18 protein-coding genes are annotated in these 19,731 nt (G+C 61.6%); 10 read left to right on the top strand and 8 right to left on the bottom strand.

Annotated elements, in window-relative coordinates; genetic code table 11:
* Window positions 1-545: 545 nt before the first annotated feature.
* A complete protein-coding gene (locus tag ABLV54_RS15200; RefSeq protein WP_044525071.1) occupies window positions 546-962 on the bottom strand; it encodes a GNAT family N-acetyltransferase in 417 nt (138 codons plus the stop codon).
* On the opposite strand from ABLV54_RS15200, the gene ABLV54_RS15195 reads away from it, so the two are divergent.
* Window positions 937-1,053 carry a hypothetical protein gene (locus tag ABLV54_RS15195; protein ID WP_032429230.1) on the top strand — a complete coding sequence of 39 codons (117 nt, stop codon included), beginning with the start codon at window positions 937-939 and terminating at the stop codon, window positions 1,051-1,053. The genes ABLV54_RS15200 and ABLV54_RS15195 overlap by 26 nt on opposite strands.
* Here ABLV54_RS15195 and ABLV54_RS15190 read toward each other — a convergent pair.
* The gene (locus tag ABLV54_RS15190) at window positions 1,013-1,135 is read right to left on the bottom strand and encodes a hypothetical protein (RefSeq protein WP_032454401.1); all 123 of its coding nucleotides are present in this window, start codon (window positions 1,133-1,135) and stop codon (window positions 1,013-1,015) included. The genes ABLV54_RS15195 and ABLV54_RS15190 overlap by 41 nt on opposite strands.
* A gap of 206 nt (window positions 1,136-1,341) precedes the next feature.
* Here ABLV54_RS15190 and eefA point away from each other — a divergent pair, with 206 nt between their 5' ends.
* The 8 genes from eefA (at window position 1,342) to ABLV54_RS15150 (ending at window position 12,121) form a co-directional block, all read left to right on the top strand.
* The gene (eefA, locus tag ABLV54_RS15185) at window positions 1,342-2,466 is read left to right on the top strand and encodes a multidrug efflux RND transporter periplasmic adaptor subunit EefA (RefSeq protein WP_050533499.1); all 1,125 of its coding nucleotides are present in this window, start codon (window positions 1,342-1,344) and stop codon (window positions 2,464-2,466) included.
* Window positions 2,466-5,573 (top strand): multidrug efflux RND transporter permease subunit EefB, encoded by a 3,108-nt coding sequence (gene eefB / locus ABLV54_RS15180; RefSeq protein WP_044525073.1) that lies wholly within the window; start codon window positions 2,466-2,468, stop codon window positions 5,571-5,573. Before eefA ends, eefB begins: the two co-directional genes overlap by 1 nt.
* 3 nt (window positions 5,574-5,576) lie before the next feature.
* Entirely contained in the window at window positions 5,577-6,941 is a 1,365-nt protein-coding gene (eefC, locus tag ABLV54_RS15175) for a multidrug efflux RND transporter outer membrane subunit EefC (RefSeq protein WP_032454402.1), read from the top strand.
* A gap of 45 nt (window positions 6,942-6,986) precedes the next feature.
* Entirely contained in the window at window positions 6,987-8,150 is a 1,164-nt protein-coding gene (locus ABLV54_RS15170; RefSeq protein ID WP_023291412.1) for a multidrug effflux MFS transporter, read from the top strand.
* Between the two features lie 162 nt (window positions 8,151-8,312).
* Entirely contained in the window at window positions 8,313-9,215 is a 903-nt protein-coding gene (gene murQ / locus ABLV54_RS15165; protein ID WP_050533501.1) for an N-acetylmuramic acid 6-phosphate etherase, read from the top strand.
* 24 nt (window positions 9,216-9,239) lie between these two features.
* Complete coding sequence (murP, locus tag ABLV54_RS15160; RefSeq protein ID WP_050533502.1) at window positions 9,240-10,670, top strand: PTS N-acetylmuramic acid transporter subunit IIBC; 1,431 nt, start codon at window positions 9,240-9,242, stop codon at window positions 10,668-10,670.
* Between the two features lie 151 nt (window positions 10,671-10,821).
* Entirely contained in the window at window positions 10,822-11,724 is a 903-nt protein-coding gene (locus ABLV54_RS15155) for a DMT family transporter (protein WP_004205129.1), read from the top strand.
* A gap of 106 nt (window positions 11,725-11,830) precedes the next feature.
* Complete coding sequence (locus ABLV54_RS15150; RefSeq protein ID WP_002923120.1) at window positions 11,831-12,121, top strand: YicS family protein; 291 nt, start codon at window positions 11,831-11,833, stop codon at window positions 12,119-12,121.
* A gap of 3 nt (window positions 12,122-12,124) precedes the next feature.
* Here ABLV54_RS15150 and ABLV54_RS15145 read toward each other — a convergent pair whose 3' ends face one another.
* Genes ABLV54_RS15145 through galB form a run of 4 tightly spaced genes read right to left on the bottom strand, consistent with a single transcriptional unit; the run spans window position 12,125 to window position 15,531 of the window.
* Window positions 12,125-12,991 (bottom strand): NAD(P)-dependent oxidoreductase, encoded by an 867-nt coding sequence (locus ABLV54_RS15145; protein ID WP_050533503.1) that lies wholly within the window; start codon window positions 12,989-12,991, stop codon window positions 12,125-12,127.
* 2 nt (window positions 12,992-12,993) lie between these two features.
* Complete coding sequence (locus ABLV54_RS15140; RefSeq protein WP_004205131.1) at window positions 12,994-14,079, bottom strand: 4-oxalomesaconate tautomerase; 1,086 nt, start codon at window positions 14,077-14,079, stop codon at window positions 12,994-12,996.
* 1 nt (window position 14,080) lies between these two features.
* Window positions 14,081-14,794, bottom strand: a complete 714-nt coding sequence (locus ABLV54_RS15135; protein WP_017900182.1) for a 4-carboxy-4-hydroxy-2-oxoadipate aldolase/oxaloacetate decarboxylase — start codon at window positions 14,792-14,794, stop codon at window positions 14,081-14,083.
* Window positions 14,791-15,531, bottom strand: coding sequence for a 4-oxalmesaconate hydratase (galB, locus tag ABLV54_RS15130; protein ID WP_004205133.1), 741 nt, complete (start codon window positions 15,529-15,531; stop codon window positions 14,791-14,793). The genes ABLV54_RS15135 and galB overlap by 4 nt, the downstream gene beginning before the upstream one ends.
* Before the next feature lie 127 nt (window positions 15,532-15,658).
* Here galB and ABLV54_RS15125 point away from each other — a divergent pair, with 127 nt between their 5' ends.
* Window positions 15,659-16,885, top strand: a complete 1,227-nt coding sequence (locus ABLV54_RS15125) for a LysR family transcriptional regulator (protein WP_017900183.1) — start codon at window positions 15,659-15,661, stop codon at window positions 16,883-16,885.
* On the opposite strand, the gene ABLV54_RS15120 is transcribed toward ABLV54_RS15125, so the two are convergent.
* Window positions 16,882-18,144 (bottom strand): gallate dioxygenase, encoded by a 1,263-nt coding sequence (locus tag ABLV54_RS15120; protein WP_004205139.1) that lies wholly within the window; start codon window positions 18,142-18,144, stop codon window positions 16,882-16,884. The two genes, ABLV54_RS15125 and ABLV54_RS15120, sit on opposite strands and share 4 nt — an antisense overlap.
* A gap of 13 nt (window positions 18,145-18,157) precedes the next feature.
* On the bottom strand, window positions 18,158-19,528 hold the full coding sequence (locus ABLV54_RS15115; protein WP_004205140.1) for an aromatic acid/H+ symport family MFS transporter: 1,371 nt from the start codon (window positions 19,526-19,528) through the stop codon (window positions 18,158-18,160).
* Between the last annotated feature and the right edge of the window lie 203 nt (window positions 19,529-19,731).

Genomic DNA, 19,731 nt, shown 5'->3' with positions numbered 1-19,731 from the left:
ACAGAAATAACGGCACAACCGTAAATTTCCCTGCTCGCACTGCGCTTAGCAGGGCTACAGAAATAACGGCACAACCGTAAATTTCCCTGCTCGCACTGCGCTTAGCAGGGCCAGCACTCCCGTGTTATGTCCGGGCAGATTGCGCTCCCGATACTTCTTCTGCGTTATGCCTGGCATAGCGCAGGGAGCGCACAGGGGGCGGCCAGTCGCCGCCGCCCCCTGTACCCCCGGGCTCCGGCCAGCAAAATCGCCGCTACGCGGTACCTTCGACTTATCCCTGCAGGCTTCGGGTCGGGCCGAGGCAGCGTCCATGCAAAACACGGCCCTCAGCCCGCATCCATGCGGGCTGCCCCGGCCTTCCGGGAACGTCTCAGCGATTTTGAGGCCGCCAGCACCGGCAGTTTCAGTCGCGCAAGTGGGTATATCAACAACAGGCCGCTCGGCATCATGGCGGGCACAGCACGAACCGTAGGCCGGGTAAGGCGCAGCCGCCACCCGGCACAATCACAGGTACGGTACCTGACCGCCCGGCGATATCAGGACCGTTACAGCGCCTTCGACAAATAGTGACGCTGCATCCCCGCATGCGGGAAGTCGGGCAGCGACATCTGCAGCTGATAGCCTAATTTCTGATAAAACGGCAGCGCCTGGAAGCTAAAGGTATCCACCAGCAGATGGCTGCAGCCCAGCGCCTGCGCCTGCCGCTCCGCCTCCTGCATCAGCTCGCTCCCCAGTCCGCGACCGCGCGTCGCTTCGCTGACCCACAGATACTCAATGCACAGCCAGTTACCCTTGCGTTTGGCAATCAGCCCGCCCTGCATCACCCCTTGCGCATCGCGGGAGTAAACGCCCAGATCGCCAAACTGCGCCGCATCAAGATACTGCTGATTATAGTGCCGCAGACCGACAAACAATTCTTGTTGGTCGTCGGGATTAATGCTTTTTGTAATAATTAACGCCATTAACTATCTCCAGTATCGCGGTGCCGAAAGGTTATTTTTCCTCTCCACTTTCACAAAAAATTCTTATTTTCTCCATGATTATTTGCCTTAATTTTTTGCGTTCTAAAAGTAAGCAAAAAAACCTTTCCATTATCGCGGCGGATCGTATAATGGGAAAAAATGAGAATGATCATTCTCACCACAAAACCAGAGGAGATGCGCTTTTCACCTCCTGAAGGCCGAAGAGGTTGGCTTCAGCGGAGACACAATAACAATCACGTTCAGGAACATCTGTGTTCCTTTTTTGTCATTTTCGCTTAGCCGAAAATGCCTCAGCGCCCAACCTATTCCCTCGTTTTTAAATAAACGGGGCGGACGTCTTATATCTTGAGAAAATATAATGAAATACATCATAGCTCCCATCGCGACAGCATTATTTCTCCTCAGCGGATGCGATAATGCGCAGACATCTGCCCCGCAGCAACCCACGCCGGAAGTGGGCGTGGTCACTCTGCAAAGCCAGCCGGTTCCGGTAGTCAGCCAGCTCACCGGCCGCACCACCGCCTCGCTCAGCGCCGAAGTACGCCCGCAGGTGGGCGGCATCATCCAGAAGCGCCTGTTTACCGAAGGCGATATGGTGAAGGCCGGGCAGGCCCTTTACCAGATCGATCCCTCCAGCTATCGCGCGACCTGGAATGAAGCGGCGGCGGCGCTGAAACAGGCCCAGGCGCTGGTGGTCTCCGATTGCCAGAAGGCTCAGCGCTACGCGTCGCTGGTCCGGGATAACGGCGTCTCCCGCCAGGATGCCGACGACGCCGCCTCCACCTGTGCCCAGGACAAGGCCAGCGTGGCATCGAAGAAAGCGGCGCTGGAGAGCGCGCGCATCAACCTGAACTGGACCACTGTCACCGCGCCGATTGCCGGGCGCATCGGCATCTCGTCGGTCACGCCGGGGGCGCTGGTTTCCGCCGATCAGGATACCGCGCTGGCGACGATCCGCGGGCTCGACACCATGTATGTCGATCTGACGCGATCCAGCGTCGATCTCCTGCGTTTACGCAAACAAAGCCTGGCCAGCAATAGCGATACCCTCAGCGTGACGTTAATCCTTGAAGATGGCAGCGCCTACAGCGAAAAAGGGCGTCTGGCGCTCACCGAAGTCGCCGTCGATGAATCCACCGGCTCGGTAACCCTGCGCGCCATCTTCCCCAACCCGCAGCACGTCCTGCTGCCGGGGATGTTTGTCCGCGCGCGCATCGATGAAGGCATCATGAACGACGCGATCCTCGCCCCGCAGCAGGGGATTACCCGCGATGCCAAAGGCGACGCCACGGCGCTGGTGGTCGATGCCGACAACAAAGTTGCGCAGCGCGCCGTGGAAACCGGCGACACCTACGGCGATAAATGGCTGGTGCTGAGCGGCCTGAAAGCGGGCGACAAGCTGATCGTCGAAGGCACGGGTAAAGTGGCCCCAGGCCAGACGGTGAAGGCCGTTGCCGTCAACAATAACGGAGGCAACGCCTGATGTTCTCCCGTTTCTTCGTGCGTCGCCCGGTCTTTGCCTGGGTGATCGCCATTCTGATTATGCTCGCCGGCGTGCTGGCGATCCGCACTCTGCCGGTAGGCCAGTACCCGGACGTCGCCCCGCCGGCGGTGAAAATCTCCGCCACCTACACCGGCGCCTCCGCCGAAACCCTGGAGAACAGCGTCACCCAGGTGATCGAGCAGCAGCTTACCGGCCTCGACCATCTGCTCTACTTCAGCTCCACCAGCAGCTCCGACGGCTCGGTCAGCATCACCGTCACCTTTGAGCAGGGGACCGACCCGGACACCGCCCAGGTGCAGGTGCAGAACAAAGTCCAGCAGGCGGAATCGCGGCTGCCGAGCGAAGTCCAGCAGTCCGGCGTGACGGTGGAAAAATCGCAGAGCAGCTTCCTGCTGATCCTCGCGGTGTATGACAAAACCGACCGCGCCACCAGCTCCGATATCTCCGACTGGCTGGTCAGCAACCTGCAGGACCCGCTGGCGCGCGTAGAGGGCGTCGGCAGCCTGCAGGTGTTCGGCGCCGAATACGCGATGCGCGTCTGGATGGACCCGACTAAACTCGCCTCCTACTCGCTGATGCCTTCCGACGTCCAGTCGGCGATTGAGGCGCAGAACGTGCAGGTCTCCGCCGGTAAAATCGGCGCCCTGCCATCGTCCAGCGCCCAGCAGCTGACCGCCACCGTGCGCGCGCAGTCGCGGCTGCAAACCCCTGACCAGTTCAAAGCGATCATCGTGAAAAGCCAGGCCGACGGCTCGGTGGTGCGCCTGAGCGATGTCGCGCGGGTGGAGATGGGCAGCGAGGATTACACCGCTACCGCCAATCTCAACGGCCACCCGGCCGCCGGGATCGCGGTGATGATGGCCCCCGGCGCCAACGCGCTGGACACCGCGACCCTGGTGAAAAGCAAAATCGCCGAATTCCAGCGTCAGATGCCGCAGGGCTACGATATCGCCTATCCAAAGGACAGCACCGAGTTCATCAAAATCTCGGTCGAAGACGTGATTCAGACCCTTTTCGAAGCGATTATCCTCGTGGTCTGCGTGATGTATCTGTTCCTGCAGAACTTCCGCGCCACGCTGATCCCGGCGGTAGCGGTCCCGGTGGTGCTGCTCGGCACCTTCGGCGTGCTGGCGCTGTTCGGCTACTCGATTAACACCCTGACGCTGTTCGCCATGGTGCTGGCGATCGGCCTGCTGGTGGACGACGCCATTGTGGTGGTGGAGAACGTCGAGCGCATTATGCGCGACGAAGGGCTGCCCGCCCGGGAAGCCACCGAAAAATCGATGGGCGAAATCTCCGGCGCGCTGGTGGCGATCGCCCTGGTGCTGTCGGCGGTCTTTCTGCCGATGGCCTTCTTCGGCGGCTCGACCGGGGTCATTTATCGCCAGTTCTCGGTGACCATTATCTCGGCGATGATGCTGTCGGTGGTGGTGGCCCTGACCCTCACCCCGGCGCTGTGCGGCGCGCTGCTCAGCCACTCCAGGCCTCATACCAAAGGGTTCTTCGGCGCGTTTAACCGCCTGTGGGGGCGCACGGAAGCGGGCTACCAGCGCCGCGTGCTCGGCGGCCTGCGCCGTGGCGCGGTGATGATGGGCGCTTACGTCCTGATTTGCGGGGCGATGGCGCTGGCGATGTGGAAACTGCCGGGCAGCTTTCTGCCGGTGGAGGACCAAGGGGAGATCATGGTCCAGTACACCCTGCCCGCCGGGGCCACCGCGGTGCGTACCGCCGAGGTGCGTCGCCAGGTCACCGACTGGTTCCTGACCAAAGAGAAAGCCAATACCAACGTCATTTTCACCGTCGACGGCTTCAGCTTTAGCGGCAGCGGTCAGAACGCCGGGATGGCCTTCGTGTCGCTGAACAACTGGTCGCAGCGCAAAGGCGACGACAATACCGCCCAGGCCATCGCCCTGCGCGCCAATAAAGAGCTGGGGACGATCCGCGACGCCACCCTGTTCGCCATGACCCCGCCGTCGGTGGACGGTCTCGGACAGAGCAACGGCTTCACCTTCGAGCTGATGGCCAGCGGCGGTACCGACCGCGACAGCCTAATGAAGCTGCGCAGTCAGCTGCTGGCGGCGGCCAACCAGAGCGGCGAGCTGCAGTCGGTGCGCGCCAACGACCTGCCGCAGATGCCGCAGCTGCAGGTGGATATCGATAACAACAAAGCGGTCTCGCTGGGGCTGTCGCTGAGCGACGTGACCGATACCCTCTCCAGCGCCTGGGGCGGTACCTACGTGAATGACTTTATCGACCGCGGCCGGGTGAAGAAGGTGTACATCCAGGGCGAGAGCGACGCGCGCGCCGTGCCCTCCGACCTCGGCAAATGGTTCGTTCGCGGCAGCGATAACAGCATGACGCCCTTCTCCGCCTTCGCCACCACCCACTGGCAATACGGCCCGGAAAGCCTGGTGCGCTACAACGGCTCCGCCGCCTTTGAGATCCAGGGCGAAAACGCCGCCGGCTTCAGCTCCGGCGCGGCGATGGACAAGATGGAAAAGCTGGCCGACAGCCTGCCGGCGGGCTCCACCTGGGCGTGGAGCGGCATTTCGCTGCAGGAAAAGCTGGCCAGCGGCCAGGCGATGAGCCTGTACGCCATCTCGATTCTGGTGGTGTTCCTGTGCCTGGCGGCGCTGTATGAGAGCTGGTCGGTGCCGTTCTCGGTGATCATGGTCATCCCGCTCGGCCTGCTCGGCGCGGCGCTGGCGGCGACGCTGCGCGGCTTAAGCAACGACGTCTACTTCCAGGTGGCGCTGCTGACCACCATCGGCCTGTCGTCGAAGAACGCCATCCTGATCGTGGAGTTCGCTGAATCCGCAGTGGATGAGGGTTATTCGCTCTCCCGGGCGGCTATCCGCGCCGCGCAGACCCGTCTGCGCCCAATTGTCATGACCTCGCTGGCGTTTATCGCCGGGGTGCTGCCGCTGGCCATCGCCACCGGCGCCGGGGCCAACAGCCGCGTGGCGATCGGCACCGGCATCATCGGCGGCACCCTGACGGCCACCCTGCTGGCGGTGTTCTTCGTACCGCTGTTCTTCGTGCTGGTGAAACGCTTCTTCACCCGCCAACGTTCTTCTCAGGAGTAAGGTATGTTTCGTTTGAGTTTTATGTTTATCGCGCTCCTGACCGCGGGCTGCGTCTCGCTTGATCCGCATTATGATCGCCCGGCCGCGCCGGTGCCGGCTACCCTCCCCGGGGCGCACGGCGAATCGACGGCGGTGGTCGGCGACTGGCAGAAAGTGGTCAATGACGCGCGGCTGAAAAAAGTGGTCAGTATCGCGCTGAACAGCAACCGCGATGTGCAAAAGGCGCTGGCCGATATCGAGGCCGCGCGCGCCCAGTACGGCGAGACGCGGGCGTCGCTGTTCCCCACCGTCGATGCCGAGCTGAGCCATACGCGCAGCAAAACGGTGGCCAGCGGCCTGAGCTCCGCTTCGCAGGCCGACGGGGCGGTCTCCAGCTTCGAGCTGGATCTGTTTGGCAAGAACCAGAGCCTGTCGCGCGCGGCGCGCGAAACCTGGCTTGCCAGCGAATTCACCGCGCAGAATACCCGGCTGACGATGATTGCCGATTTGACCACCGCCTGGGTGACCCTGGCGACGGATAACAGCAATCTGGCGCTGGCGCAGCAGACCATGGACAGCGCAGCAAACTCGCGCAACATCGTCGCCCGTCAGATGGCGGTGGGCACCGCCTCCGCCGGCGATTTAAGCTCGGCGGAAAGCGTCTATCAGCAGGCGCGCGCCAGCGTCGCCAGCTACCGCACGCTGGTGGCGCAGGATAAAAACGCTATTAACCTGCTGGCGGGGGAAACCGTGCCGGAGAGCCTGCTGCCCGGCACCCTCGACAGTCTCGGGGATAACTGCATCGCCCTGGTGCCGGCGGGGGTGTCATCGTCGGTGCTGCTGCGCCGGCCGGATATTCAGGAAGCGGAGCATAATCTGAAGAGCGCCAATGCCGATATCGGCGCGGCGCGGGCGAACTTCTTCCCGTCGATTTCCCTGACCGCCAGCGCCGGCGTCGGCAGCGACTCGCTGTCGTCGCTGTTCAGCCACGGGATGCAGGTGTGGTCGTTCGCCCCCTCCATCAGCCTGCCGCTGTTCACCGGCGGCAGCAACCTGGCGCAGTTGCGCTATGCGGAAGCGGAGAAGAAGGGGCTGATCGCCACCTACGAGAAATCGATTCAGAGCGCCTTTAAGGACGTTGCCGATGCGCTGGCGCGCCGGGAAACGCTAAATGAAGAGCTCGATGCCCAGCAACAGTATGTCGCCGCCGAGCAGACCTCGCTGGATATCGCCATGAAGAGCTATCAGGCTGGGGTCGGCGATTATCTGTCGGTGCTCACCGCCCAGCGCACGCTGTGGTCGGCGAAGACGACGCTGCTGTCCCTGCAGCAGACCGACCTCAATAACCGGATCACCCTCTGGCAGTCGCTGGGCGGCGGCGCCAGTTAATTTCACCCGCCGGGCGACCGCGCCCGGCTTCTGTAAGGAATCGTTATGCCACGTGTTTCCCTCTCCTGGGCGCTGATCCTCGGCCTGCTGTCGGGCATTGGGCCGCTGTGCACGGATTTTTATCTGCCGGCTCTGCCGGAGATCACTCAGCAGCTGCAGGCCACCAGCACCCAGACCCAGCTGTCGCTGACCGCCGCGCTGATTGGCCTCGGCCTGGGTCAGCTGTTTTTCGGCCCGCTGAGCGACCGGATTGGCCGCCTGAAACCGCTGGCGCTGTCCCTGCTGTTGTTTATCTTCTCTTCGGCGATGTGCGCCCTGACCCGGGATATCAACATGCTGATTGTCTGGCGCTTTTTACAGGGCTTCGCCGGCGCCGGCGGCTCGGTGCTGTCGCGCTCCATCGCCCGCGATAAATACCAGGGCACCCTGCTGACCCAGTTTTTCGCCCTGCTGATGACGGTGAACGGCATTGCGCCGGTCCTGTCCCCGGTGCTGGGCGGCTACGTGATCACCGCCTTCGACTGGCGAATTCTCTTCTGGACGATGGCCGCCATTGGCGGCGCGCTGCTGGTCATGAGCCTGACTATCCTGCGGGAAACGCGCCCGGCCGCGGCGACCCATGCCGCCCGCCAGCGGCCCGGCCAGCCGGTGCTGAAGAATCGTCGTTTTCTGCGCTTCTGCCTGATTCAGGCGTTTATGATGGCCGGGCTGTTCTCCTACATCGGCTCCTCTTCCTTCGTAATGCAGAGCGAATACGGCATGAGCGCCATGCAGTTCAGCCTGCTGTTTGGTCTGAACGGTATCGGGCTGATTATCGCGGCGATGATCTTTTCCCGTCTGGCGCGCCGCTTCAGCGCCGAAGGCCTGCTGCGCGGCGGCCTGACGCTGGCGGTGGGCTGCGCGGCGATCATGCTGCTGTTTGCCTGGCTGCAGCTGCCGGTTCTGGCGCTGGTCGGCCTGTTTTTTACCGTGTCGCTGATGAGCGGCATCAGTACCGTCGCCGGCGCGGAAGCGATGAGCGCCGTCGACGCCGCCCAGTCCGGGACCGCGTCCGCGCTGATGGGCACCCTGATGTTTGTTTTCGGCGGCATCGCCGCGCCGTTGGCGGGCCTCGGCGGCGAAACGATGCTGAAGATGAGCCTCGCGATGGCGATCTGCTACCTGCTGGCGCTGCTGATGGGCCTCAGCCAGCCGCGCGGCGCGCGCTAAACGCCAGGTGCGGTAATAAAATATTCCACCTTGATTACCGCACTATTTCCCGCCATCTCTACCATTCTCATATTATTCTCCTCGAACTAATCGTGATACTCTTCACATGCAAGGAATAAATAATTCCTTATACTGCGCACGACTGAGAATAACGAGGTTCCTATGAGTATTGACCTGAGCAAACTGCTGACCGAGCGACGCAACGCCAACAGCGCCAACATTGACACCCTTTCCACCCTCGAGATGCTGACGGTGATAAACCAGGAAGACCAGCAGGTGGCCCAGGCGATTACGCCCTATCTGCCGCAGATTGCCGAGGTGGTGGATAAGGTCGCGACGGCGCTGCAGGCCGGTGGCCGCTTGATTTATATCGGCGCTGGCACCTCAGGGCGTCTGGGGATCCTCGATGCCAGCGAATGCCCGCCGACTTTTGGCACCCGCCCGGAGCAGGTGGTGGGGATCATCGCCGGCGGACATAAAGCGATTCTCAGCGCCGTGGAAAACGTGGAAGACAACAAAGCGCAGGGGGCGATGGATCTGCAGAACCTGAACTTCAGCCACCGCGATGTGCTGGTAGGGCTGGCGGCCAGCGGACGCACGCCGTACGTCATTGGCGCCATGGAGTATGCCCATCGCCAGAATGCCTTTGTCGCCATCGTCAGCTGTAACCCGCATGGCGAAATGGCCCAGCTGGCGGACGTCGCCATTACTCCGGTGGTCGGCCCGGAGGTGGTCACCGGCTCAACCCGCCTGAAAGCCGGCACTGCGCAGAAGCTGGTGCTGAACATGATCTCCACCGGGGCGATGATCCGCGTCGGCAAGGTCTACAGCAACCTGATGGTCGACGTCGAAGCGACCAACGCCAAGCTGATTGAGCGCCAGGTTTCCATCGTGATGGAGGCGACCGACTGCGATCGCCCCGCCGCCCAAAATGCGCTGGAGGCCTGCGGCCGCCACTGTAAAACGGCGATCGTGATGGTGCTGGCGGGCTTAAGCGCCGAAGAGGCGCAGTCGCTGCTGGCGAAAAACAACGGCTACATCCGCAAGGCGCTCAGCAACGCCTGAGCGCCGACAGACAGGTAACGGGCAATGGCAAAAATAACGAAAGAGATGATAGCGCGGATCCTCAGCCACGTGGGCGGCGCCGCAAACGTCGCGCAGGCGGGCAACTGCATGACGCGCCTGCGCTTGACCCTGCGCGATGAAGGGCTGGCCGACACCACCGCCATCCGCCAGATTGACGGCGTGATGGGGGTGATCGTCAGCGACGAGCAGTTCCAGGTAGTGCTCGGCCCCGGCAAGGCGCAAACCGCCGCCGAGATGATGAACGGCCTGCTGGAGGAGGCCCCTGCCGCGCCGTCGCTGGCCGATGTCGCGGCGGAGAGAAAACAGGCGCTGAAGGGCAAGCAGACCAGCGCGGTGCAGAAGTTTCTCGCCAAATTCGCCACCATCTTTACGCCGCTAATCCCCGGCTTTATCGCCGTCGGGCTGCTGCTGGGCTTCGCCACCCTGGCGGAACAGGTTTTCGTGCTGGAGAACGCCCATCCGAACGCCAGCCTGGTGGCGCTGATTGGCTATATGAAGGTCTTCAGCAAAGGGATGTTCACCTTCCTGAGCATCCTGATTGGCTATAACGCTCAGAAGGCGTTCGGCGGCTCCGGGGTAAACGGCGCGATTATCGCCTCGCTGTTCGTGCTGGGCTACAACCCGGAGGCGACCAGCGGCGTCTACGCCGGGATCTCCACCTTCTTCGGCCATAGCATCGATCCGCGCGGCAATATCATCGGCGTACTGATCGCCGCCATCCTTGGCGCGTGGGTTGAACGCCAGGTGCGGCGGGTAATGCCGGCCAACCTCGATATGATCCTCACCTCGGCGGTGACGCTGCTGATCATGGGCGCGGTGACCTTTACGGTGATCATGCCGATTGGCGGCTGGTTGTTTACCGGCATGTCGTGGTTGTTCCTGCATCTTAATGGCAATCCGTTTGGCTCGGCGGTGCTGGCCGGTCTGTTCCTGCTGGCGGTGATGTTCGGCGTCCATCAGGGGTTTGTCCCGGTCTATTTTGCGCTGGTGGATGCCCAGGGCTTTAACTCGCTGTTCCCGATCCTGGCGATGGCCGGGGCCGGGCAGGTGGGGGCGGCGCTGGCGCTGTTCTGGCGGGCGAAGCGCGATTCGCTGCTGCGAACCCAGATTAAGGGGGCGATTATTCCGGGCTTCCTCGGGATTGGCGAGCCGCTGATCTACGGCGTCACCTTGCCGCGGATGAAGCCGTTTGTTACCGCCTGCCTCGGCGGCGCCTGCGGCGGCTTCTTCGTCGGGCTGAGCGCCTGGCTGGGGCTGCCGGTCGGCCTGAACACCGTGTTCGGTCCGTCCGGGCTGGTGGCGCTGCCGCTGATGACCTCCGGCAGCGGGATTTACGCCGGGATGGCGGTTTACGCCGGCGGACTGGCGGTCTCCTACCTGTGCGGCTTTGTGCTCACCTGGCTGTTCGGCAGTAAAAATGTCGATTTAAGCTAGAACGCGATTGTCGGGTCATGCCCGGCGGCGACTTCGCCTTCCCGGGCCTGCAAAATCGTTACCCCGCCGCGGCCAACTACCATTTCCTGCCCCGCCGCCCGGGCGGGCGCATGCTATGATTCCCCTTTGTCACATTTCACCAGAGGAAAAGATGGGCTCCAGCAAAAAAGGGATGCTGAACGTACTGATTGCCGCCGTGCTGTGGGGCAGTTCCGGGGTATGCGCGCAGTTTATTATGCAGGAAAGCCAGATGTCGTCGCCGTTTCTGACCATGACGCGTCTGCTGTTCGCCGGGCTGATCCTGCTGATGCTCGGCTTTGTTCACGGCGACCGCATTTTCCGCGTGCTGCAAAACCGCCGCGACGCCGTCAGCCTGCTGTTTTTCTCGCTGTTTGGCGCGTTAACCGTGCAGTTCACCTTTTTGATGACCATTGAAAAATCGAATGCCGCCACGGCCACGGTGCTGCAGTTCCTGTCCCCGACGATCATCGTCGCCTGGTTCGCCCTCGCCCGCAAAGCGCGCCCCACTCCGTTGGTGCTGGGGGCTATCTGCACCTCGCTGGCGGGCACCTTTCTGCTGGTAACCCACGGCAACCCGACGACGCTGTCGATTTCGCCGGCGGCGCTGTTCTGGGGGATCGCCTCGGCGTTTGCCGCCGCGTTTTATACCACCTATCCCTCGACGCTAATTGCCCGCTACGGGACGCTGCCGATCGTCGGCTGGAGCATGCTGTTCGGCGGTGCGATGCTGCTGCCGTTTTACGGCGGCCAGGGCACCGATTTTGTGGTGAACGGCAGCCTGCTGTTAGCTTTTTTCTACCTGGTGGTGATCGGTACTTCGCTGACATTCAGCCTTTATCTTAACGGCGCGCAGAAGATTGGCGGCGCCAAAGCCGGGATCCTCAGCTGCGCCGAACCGCTGAGCAGCGCCCTGCTGTCGCTCCTGCTGCTGGGGATCACCTTCACGCTGCCGGACTGGCTGGGCACTCTGCTGATCCTGGCGTCGGTGGTGCTGATCGCTATCGACTCGCGGCGGCGGGTGAGAGCCGCCTGAGGCGATGATAACAATCGCCTTTTCAATAAGTTAAATTAACCGCTATTTGCGTGTTTTCCCGCCTGCGCATATAGTTGACGGAAGCGATTACGGAAGGAGAAGCCTGATGAAAGCATGTTGGATGGTATGCCTGGTCACCGCCCTGAGCGCCACGTCGGCGTGGGCCGAATCACCGCTGCAAAGCCTGCAGTTCGAGCAGCAAAAGCAGCAGGTGCTCAAAGCGGTGAAGGAAAAATGCGCGCCAGCAAGCCACCTCAGCGACAACGATTTTGCCAATAAAGTACTGGCGACCGACGGCAACAAGAACGCGGTCCGCGAAGCGACGCTGGCGAAAGAGCGCAATAACCAAAAAAGCTACCAGGCCGCAATCGACAAAATCGTCTGTCCGGCCAAATAGCGGTTATTTCAGCCTGGCGACCAGCGTTTTCCAGTCAAACGGCGTCAGCTGCCTGTAGCTCAGGCTACGGGCGGCCATCTGCTCCGGAAGCTGGCGCTGGCTTTTCGCGATCGCCTCGCTCATTATCCCGCCGCTCCCCACATCACGCAGGGTTTTTACCACCTCTTCCATCTCTTCGCTGCGCCGAACGCCATGTTCCGCCACCCGGCTGATCAGATAGTCGGGAAACGCGCCTGTCCAGCCCAGAGACGGGAAACTATGATGCAAGGAGCTAAGCACCTCCTCCTCGACGCCATATTCACGGGCCGCGAACAGGCATTCTGTGGTGAGCGCTTCAAGACCTTTGATCATCACGCTACGGCACATTTTTATCGCCGACACCTGGCCCACCGTACTGGCGCCATAGCGGGCATTCAGCCCCAGCCCCTGCAGACGCGGCGCGATCGCCTCCGCCTGCGGCCCGCCGATCAATAACGGTGTCTGCAATCGGGCCGGCGGCACCGGCGCCATCACCGCGACATCAATGTAGGCGCCGGGCAGAAAATGTTCAGCTGCCTGCCGTTTCGTTTCCGGCGCCACGGAGTTGAGATCGAGGAAATATTGCCCCGGCTGCAGCAGCGCGGCGGCCTGCTGCGCGACCTTTAGCGCCTCACCGGCGGTCACAGTAGAAAAAATCAGCGCGGCGCTCTCCAGCGCCTGCGCCAGCGAACTCCCCGCCTGAACGCGCGAATCACCGGCTTTCCTGACCATTGCCTCTCGCTCCGGGCCATTGAGCTTGCAATCCCATATGGTCACCGCATGCTCACGGGCCAGATCTGCCGCCAGAATGCCACCCGCCTCGCCAAAACCAATAAACGCGATTGTCGTCATCATTACTCCTCACGCGGCCAGACGCGGGCCGGAATAAAAACTTCGCCAGCAAACAGCAGTCGCGCCGTGCGTAACAGGCCGCAGCCTGTCAGGGCGCCGTCTGCGTCAAGCTGAAGCGTCACGCTAAATTCGCCTGTCGGATGCTCAACGCTGAGCAGCGGCGTAGCGCCTGGCGCGACCTGCGCCATGCCCTGCGCGACGGATCCAGGAAGCAGACAGGCGCTGGCCACGCTCACCGCGCCAAATACGCCGATCGACGCGTGGCAGCGGTGCGGGATAAAGGTGCGGCTGCTGATGGCGCCGCCGTGTCGCGGCTCGGCGATCAGGGTCATCTTGGGCACCGTGCGCTGGCTGACGTCGCCAAGCTGCATCAGCGGCCCGGCCTGCAGGCGAATCGACTCCAGGCGACGTTTAAGCGCGTCGTCATTATCCAGCTGTTCGCGTGTCTCATAGCCGGTGCAACCGAGGTCGCACGCGCGCAGCAGGATCACCGGCATTCCGTTATCGATGCAGGTCACCTCGACGCCGTCAAAACGATCACGGACCCGGCCGGTCGGCAGCAGTGCCCCGCAGCTGGAGCCTGCCACATCAAGAAAATGGAGCAGGATCGGGCTGGCGCTGCCCGGTACGCCATCGATACGACTCTCGCCGACGTAGTCGACCCCGTCGGCATCGCAGGGGATCTCTGCCACCGCCAGTTGCCCCGTGTTCTCCATATAAATACGCACCCGAGTGAGCGGCGCATCGTGGCGAATCAGCCCACGCTCGATGGCGAAAGGGCCAACGGCGGCAAGAATATTGCCGCAGTTTTGGCCGTAGTCCACAGAGGCCCCCGTCACGTTCACCTGGGCAAACAGATAGTCCACATCGGCGTCAGGCCGTGCGGAGCGGCGGATAATCGCCACTTTACTGGTCAGCGGATCGGCGCCGCCGATCCCGTCAATTTGCCGGGGATCAGGCGAGCCCATCACCGCCAGCAGCACCGCATCACGTTGCACCGGATCGGCAGGCAGATCGTCAGCCAGAAAACAGGCCGCCTTCGAGGTGCCGCCGCGCATCCATAGACAGGGAATTCCGCGTTGCGCCATCTTACTCCTCCACCTCATCTGCGCTGTCGTAATACCGCAGCCCCTTTTCCGCCAGACGCTGGCGCATCGCGTAAATATCCAGCCCCAGCTCGCCATGGCGCATCCGCTCACGCTTCGCAAGCTCATTGCTCATGCGTGCTTCCGCTTTATCGAGCACATCACGCACCTGGGCGTGAGGCAGCACCACGACGCCATCGTCGTCGGCCACCACGACATCGCCCGGCTGCACAAGCTGGCCTGCGCAAATCACCGGGACGTTAACCGAGCCGAGGCTCTCTTTCACCGTTCCCTGGGCATAAACCTGACGGGACCAGACGGCGAATCCCATCTCCCGCAACGTTTGCGAATCGCGAATGCCGATATCGCCCACCAGACCGACCACACCGCGCGATTGGAGAGACGTCGCCAGCAGATCGCCGAAGAAGCCATCGCCGCACGGCGACGTCGGGGCCACCACCAGAATATCGCCGGCGCGGCACTGCTCGACCGCGACATGAAACATCCAGTTGTCGCCTGGCGTCACCAGTACCGTGACCGCGTTGCCCGCCCGGCTGACGCCCTGCTGAATCGGACGGATTGCCGGTCCCATCAGCCCCTGGCGTGCCCAGGCTTCATGGAGCGTCGCCACCCCGGCCGCCTCACAGCGGCGCAAAACCGCCTCGTCATGGCGCGGCAGATGGCGGATCACAAGGCCTTTTTTATTTAACAGCTTCATGCCAGGTTCTCCGTTACGCGGGGGAAGATGCTCTGGAAGGCTTCGCCGTGAACGATATCGCGCGCGGCCGTGATGCCGATGTTGCGTTTGGCCTGCACTCCGCGCTGCAGCGCCACGCGGGTGTAGTACTCCCACAAATGCTCCTGGCCCTGCATACACTGAATGGCCTGATACTTTTTCTCCCAGACAGTGGTGATGTCCAGCAGCACATCAGGCTTCCAGTTGCACTGCTCCGGCTGGTGCGGTTCGAAACAGTAAACCGGGGGAGCAGCGACAATTTTCTCGCCGGGGCGATAGCCTTCTGCCTGAGCGATAATCCGAGCCTCCTGAGCCAGGTGGGAGGCCAGCGGGTGATCGTAGTTATAGGGATCCTGCAGCGAGTGCGTCAGAACAAAGTGGGGCTGGATACGGCGATACACATCCGCCAGACGAAACAGCGTCTCTTTATCGGCGCGCAACGGATAGTCGCCGATATCAAAGAATTCGACGCTGGCGCCCAGGATCTCGGCGGCGGCCTGCGCCTCTTCGCGACGGACTTGCTTCACCGCCTCCTCGGTCATGTTGCCTTTACGCCACAGTTTGGCGGACTCGCCGCGCTCGCCAAAGGACAAACAGACCACATGGACCTGATAGCCCTGCAGGGCATGCAGGGCTATCGCACCGCCCGCGCGCCAGACGAAATCGGCCGAGTGGGCGCTGACGACAAGGGCACTTTTTTCGCTAACCGGATGAGACATGATGGCTTCCTCTGTTGTTTTTTTCAGCTTGTCATGTCCCGCCGTTGGAAGGTAATTCGTTAACTTGCGAAGGCTATGATTTTTATTTATGTTGTCGACTCACTCACTATTTCAGGCCTGACGAATAATGCTGAAGAGAAAGCACGATAAAATCATAAATATCATGCAGCTGCGCTTTTTTTGTCAGGTCGCGCTGCGCGGAAGCGTCTCGCGTGCTGCCGATGACTTATTCCGCACGCAGTCAGCGATAACCCGGGCTATCCGCGACCTTGAAGCCGCGTTGAACGTCACGCTGTTCGAACGCCATTACAGCGGCATGGTGCCCACCGAGTATGGCAAGTGCATCCTGCCGCGCGCCCGGCGGGCGATTGACGACCTGCAGGCCATCCCGGCGCTGTTGCAGAAGCACCATACCCGCACCAGCGGCCCGCTGGCGGACGCCGGTTGGCTGTTCAATACCCGCCGGTTAGCCATTTTTATTCAGCTCTATCACGTCAACCATACCCAAACCGTCGCGCAACAGTTGGGGATCACCCAGCCGGCGGTCAGCGCCGCGCTGAAGGTCCTGGAGAAAGGGGCGGATTCGGCGCTGTTTCGCCGAACGCCAGAAGGGGTGCGTCCCACGCCTGCCGCAGAACTGCTCTATCCCCCGGTGAGCAGAGCGCTCAACGAGCTGGAAAACATCTGGAGCGATCTCGCCGCCCGTCGCGGGGTGCTGGAGGGCACCGTGCGCATTGGCGCCCTGCCGCTGAGTCGCACCCGGCTACTGCCCTCCGCCATCGCCGCCTTTCTGGCCCAGCACCCGGGCATTACCCTCATGACCAATGAAAGCCCGTATGAGTCGCTGGTCGCCGATATGCGCGCAGGTAATATCGATTTTATTATCGGCGCCCTGCGTCAGGATGAAGATCTCCCGGACCTCTGTAGCGAGGCGTTATTCGAAGAGGATATGCTGATTTTACTGCGTAATAACCACCCGCTGCTGCGCCATCCGGATCCGCGCAGCCAGCTGGCGACGGCACAATGGGTGCTGCCGCGCGCCAACGCGCCGGCGCGCCATTTGCTGGATAAGGCGTTTGTCACCCTGGGGCTGCCGCTGCCCCAGCCGACGGTGGAGACCGGGGATGCGGCGATGGTGCGAGGATTGCTGCAGGACTCCGACATGCTGGCGGCGGTTTCCGCCAGCCAGATGCGTTTTGAAACTGACAATGGGTTGCTCAGCGTGTTGCCGGTCCCCCTGCCCGATACCACCCGGCGTATCGGGCTGACGTTTCGCGCCGGCAGCCTGCCCTCCCCGGCGACGCAGGCGCTGTTGCGTTTTATTTATCAGCAGGTTCAGGACGGGACTGTTTAACGTTTACCCGCCACCGAATAGGTTACCTGTTGGTTGCGCGTTTGCTGAAACGCCTCCAGCGTCTGCCCGCGCATCGCGGCGTAAATATGCAGGTTGGATACGCCGACCACCGCGCCCATTTTCTCCAGCAGGAAGAAACTGGCGCCATACTGAATCAATCCCCGCCAGTCGCGTGCGTTGAGCAACTGCTGTTCCTCCTCACTCAGTCCGGCTTCGGCATAAAGCGACTGAGGCGACTGCAGAAAACGTTCGCGCCAGGCAGGCTCAATCAGCCGATGCAGGAAACGGTTAAGCCGCAAGCCATTCAGGCTGCGCTCGTGGGTAAAAGGATAGGTTCCCGGCAGTTTCTCCACCCCGGCCAGCTGCTGCGCCATATGCTGGCGATGGCGCGTCAGGGTATCGACGGGGGGCAGGCGCGCATTGTTCTCAAGGATCAGCGTAGCGATACCGGTCATCGACGGCAGGTAATAGTCGCGCCAGGTTTCGGTGACATTGGCTGATAGCGCGCCGCGCATCACCAGCCACATGATCACCTCAGACCCTTCCATTCCCCCCAGCTCGGCATATTCGCCAAGGGTCATTTCGGTAAGCTTTTCCGGGTCATTAACCAGCATGTCAACAAACTGGGCATCCCAGTCGGGATTATTAAATCCGCAGCGCTCGCCATGAACCTGATGCGAGAGCCCGCCGGTCGCGACAATCGCCACATTGATATCTTCCGGGAAGCTTTCAATTGCCCGGCGCAGCGCCTGGCCGAGTCGGTAACAACGGCGCGCGCTCGGTACCGGAAATTGCAGCACGCCGATCTGTAACGGGATCACCGCCGTCGGCCACCCCTGCGCTTCATCCCAGGGCAACAGCGCCGAAAGCGGCGAGAAAAGGCCGTGGTCGAGCTTTTTATCCATAAAGAACGACATATCAAACTCATCGGCCATCAGGCTGGCGCCAATGTGCCTTGAGAGCGCCGCATTGCCCTGGACCGGCGGCAGACAGCGTGGTCCGCCGCCTTCATCGGCAACGTCATATTGACTATCGATTCCCAGCGTAAATGTCGAATAGTGATCGAAGAAAAAGGCGGTCACATGGTCATTAAAGATGTACACCAGCGCATCCGGTTTTTTCTCCTCCAGCCAGCGCTGCAGCGGTTCGAAGCTCTGGAAGATCGGCGACCATGCCGGGTCCTGCTGTTTATGATGATCGACCGCGAAGCCGATAGTCGGGGTATGAGAGACGGCGATACCGCCGAGAATGTTAGCCATCAGATAACTCCACTTATCGGTGTTCCAGGGGGGATGACAAAGCGTCCAGTTCTGCCTCTGTGAGTCGAGGCTTAGCGTGATTCATACGGTGCAACAAAATACAGGTCCCCGCCAGGCAGGCCGGCAGCGCAAGCACCAAAAAGATCGACGAGTGTCCCGGCACGGCCAGCATCAGCATCCCGCCCAGCGTGGAGCTGAGAATAGCCCCGGTACGGCCGATACCATGCATCCAGCTGACGCCGGTAGCACGGATCTCGGTTTGATAATAGGCTGGCGAATAGGCCTGCAGACCGTTCTGCGCGCCGTTAATGCACATCCCGCTGATAAAAATCAGCACCGACAGCGCAGCCGATCCGAAATCCATCAACCCCTGGGACAACAGGCACAGGCAGCCGAGGAAATAGGTTGCCGCAATCACCGCTTTCGCCGAAGCACGATCCATCAGCATACCGACAAGGATCCCGCCCAGCGGGCCGCCGAGCTGGAACAAGCCGGTCATCATCGCCGCCTGCTGCAGCGACAGCCCACCGGAGCGGAGAATGGTTGGCAGCCAGCCGTTCAGCAGATATATCACGAACAGCCCCATAAAATAGGTCAGCCACAGCGCTATCGTGCCGCGGGCATAGCCATGCCGAAACAGCTGCGCCACTTTACTGCTCCGCGTGATGGGCGGCGCATTCAGCTGGAAGACGGTGTCAGCCGTAAACTGGCCTCCAAGCCGGTTAAGCGCCCTGGCGATCTGCTCGCCCGGTAGTCGGCGCGCCACCATGCTCATCGCCGACTCCGGCAACATCACGATCATAAAGGGAAGCACCACGAGCGGCAGCACGCCGCCAAAAATCAGCGCCGAGTGCCAGCTGTAATGCGATAACAACCCGGCAGCGATAAAGCCGCCGAGGCCGGAACCCACGTTGAATCCGCTGTACATCAGGGTGATCATCACCCCTTTACGCCGCTCCGGCATATATTCCGCCACCAGCGTGACGCAATTGGGCATCACGGCGCCAAGTCCGAGGCCGGTGAGAAAGCGCAGCAGCGCCAGCTGCGACGGGCTTTGCGCCACGGCGCCGGCCAGGCTGAACAACGCAAATAGCGCCACCGACCAGAGTAAAATGCGTTTTCGGCCGTAGCGGTCAGAAAGCGGGCCCGCCACCAGCGCGCCAATGGCGACGCCGAACATAGCCGCCCCGAGAATCGGCCCCATTTCAGCCCGGCTGATGCCCCAGTCCTCGATGAGCGCCGGGGCGACAAAGCCCATCACCGCAGCGTCATACCCATCCAGCATAATGATGATGAAACAGAGCAGCAGCACGTTCCATTGAAAGCGCGAGACCGGGCGGGCATCTATCCACGCTTTCACATCGACAACGTTCATGTGATTCATAGGGTGACTTCCTCAAGCAGGCGGTACGAATGTTCTGGTTAGTGTTTTTTTGAGTGGAACTTTCGTACTCAACTTAAGGCAGGTCACGCAGGCTGTCCGGTTCGAAAACCCGGCGACAGATATGAGTTTTATTTATAATGTGAGGGATACGACAAAAAACAGCCATTAAAAAACCCGCAGCCAACGGCGGCGGGTCAGGGCAA

This window comes from Klebsiella sp. JB_Kp042 (genome assembly GCF_040065275.1).
GTDB lineage: Bacteria > Pseudomonadota > Gammaproteobacteria > Enterobacterales > Enterobacteriaceae > Klebsiella > Klebsiella quasipneumoniae.
Note: the sequence above shows the minus strand (reverse complement) of the source record. Positions and strands in the feature narration are given on the sequence as shown.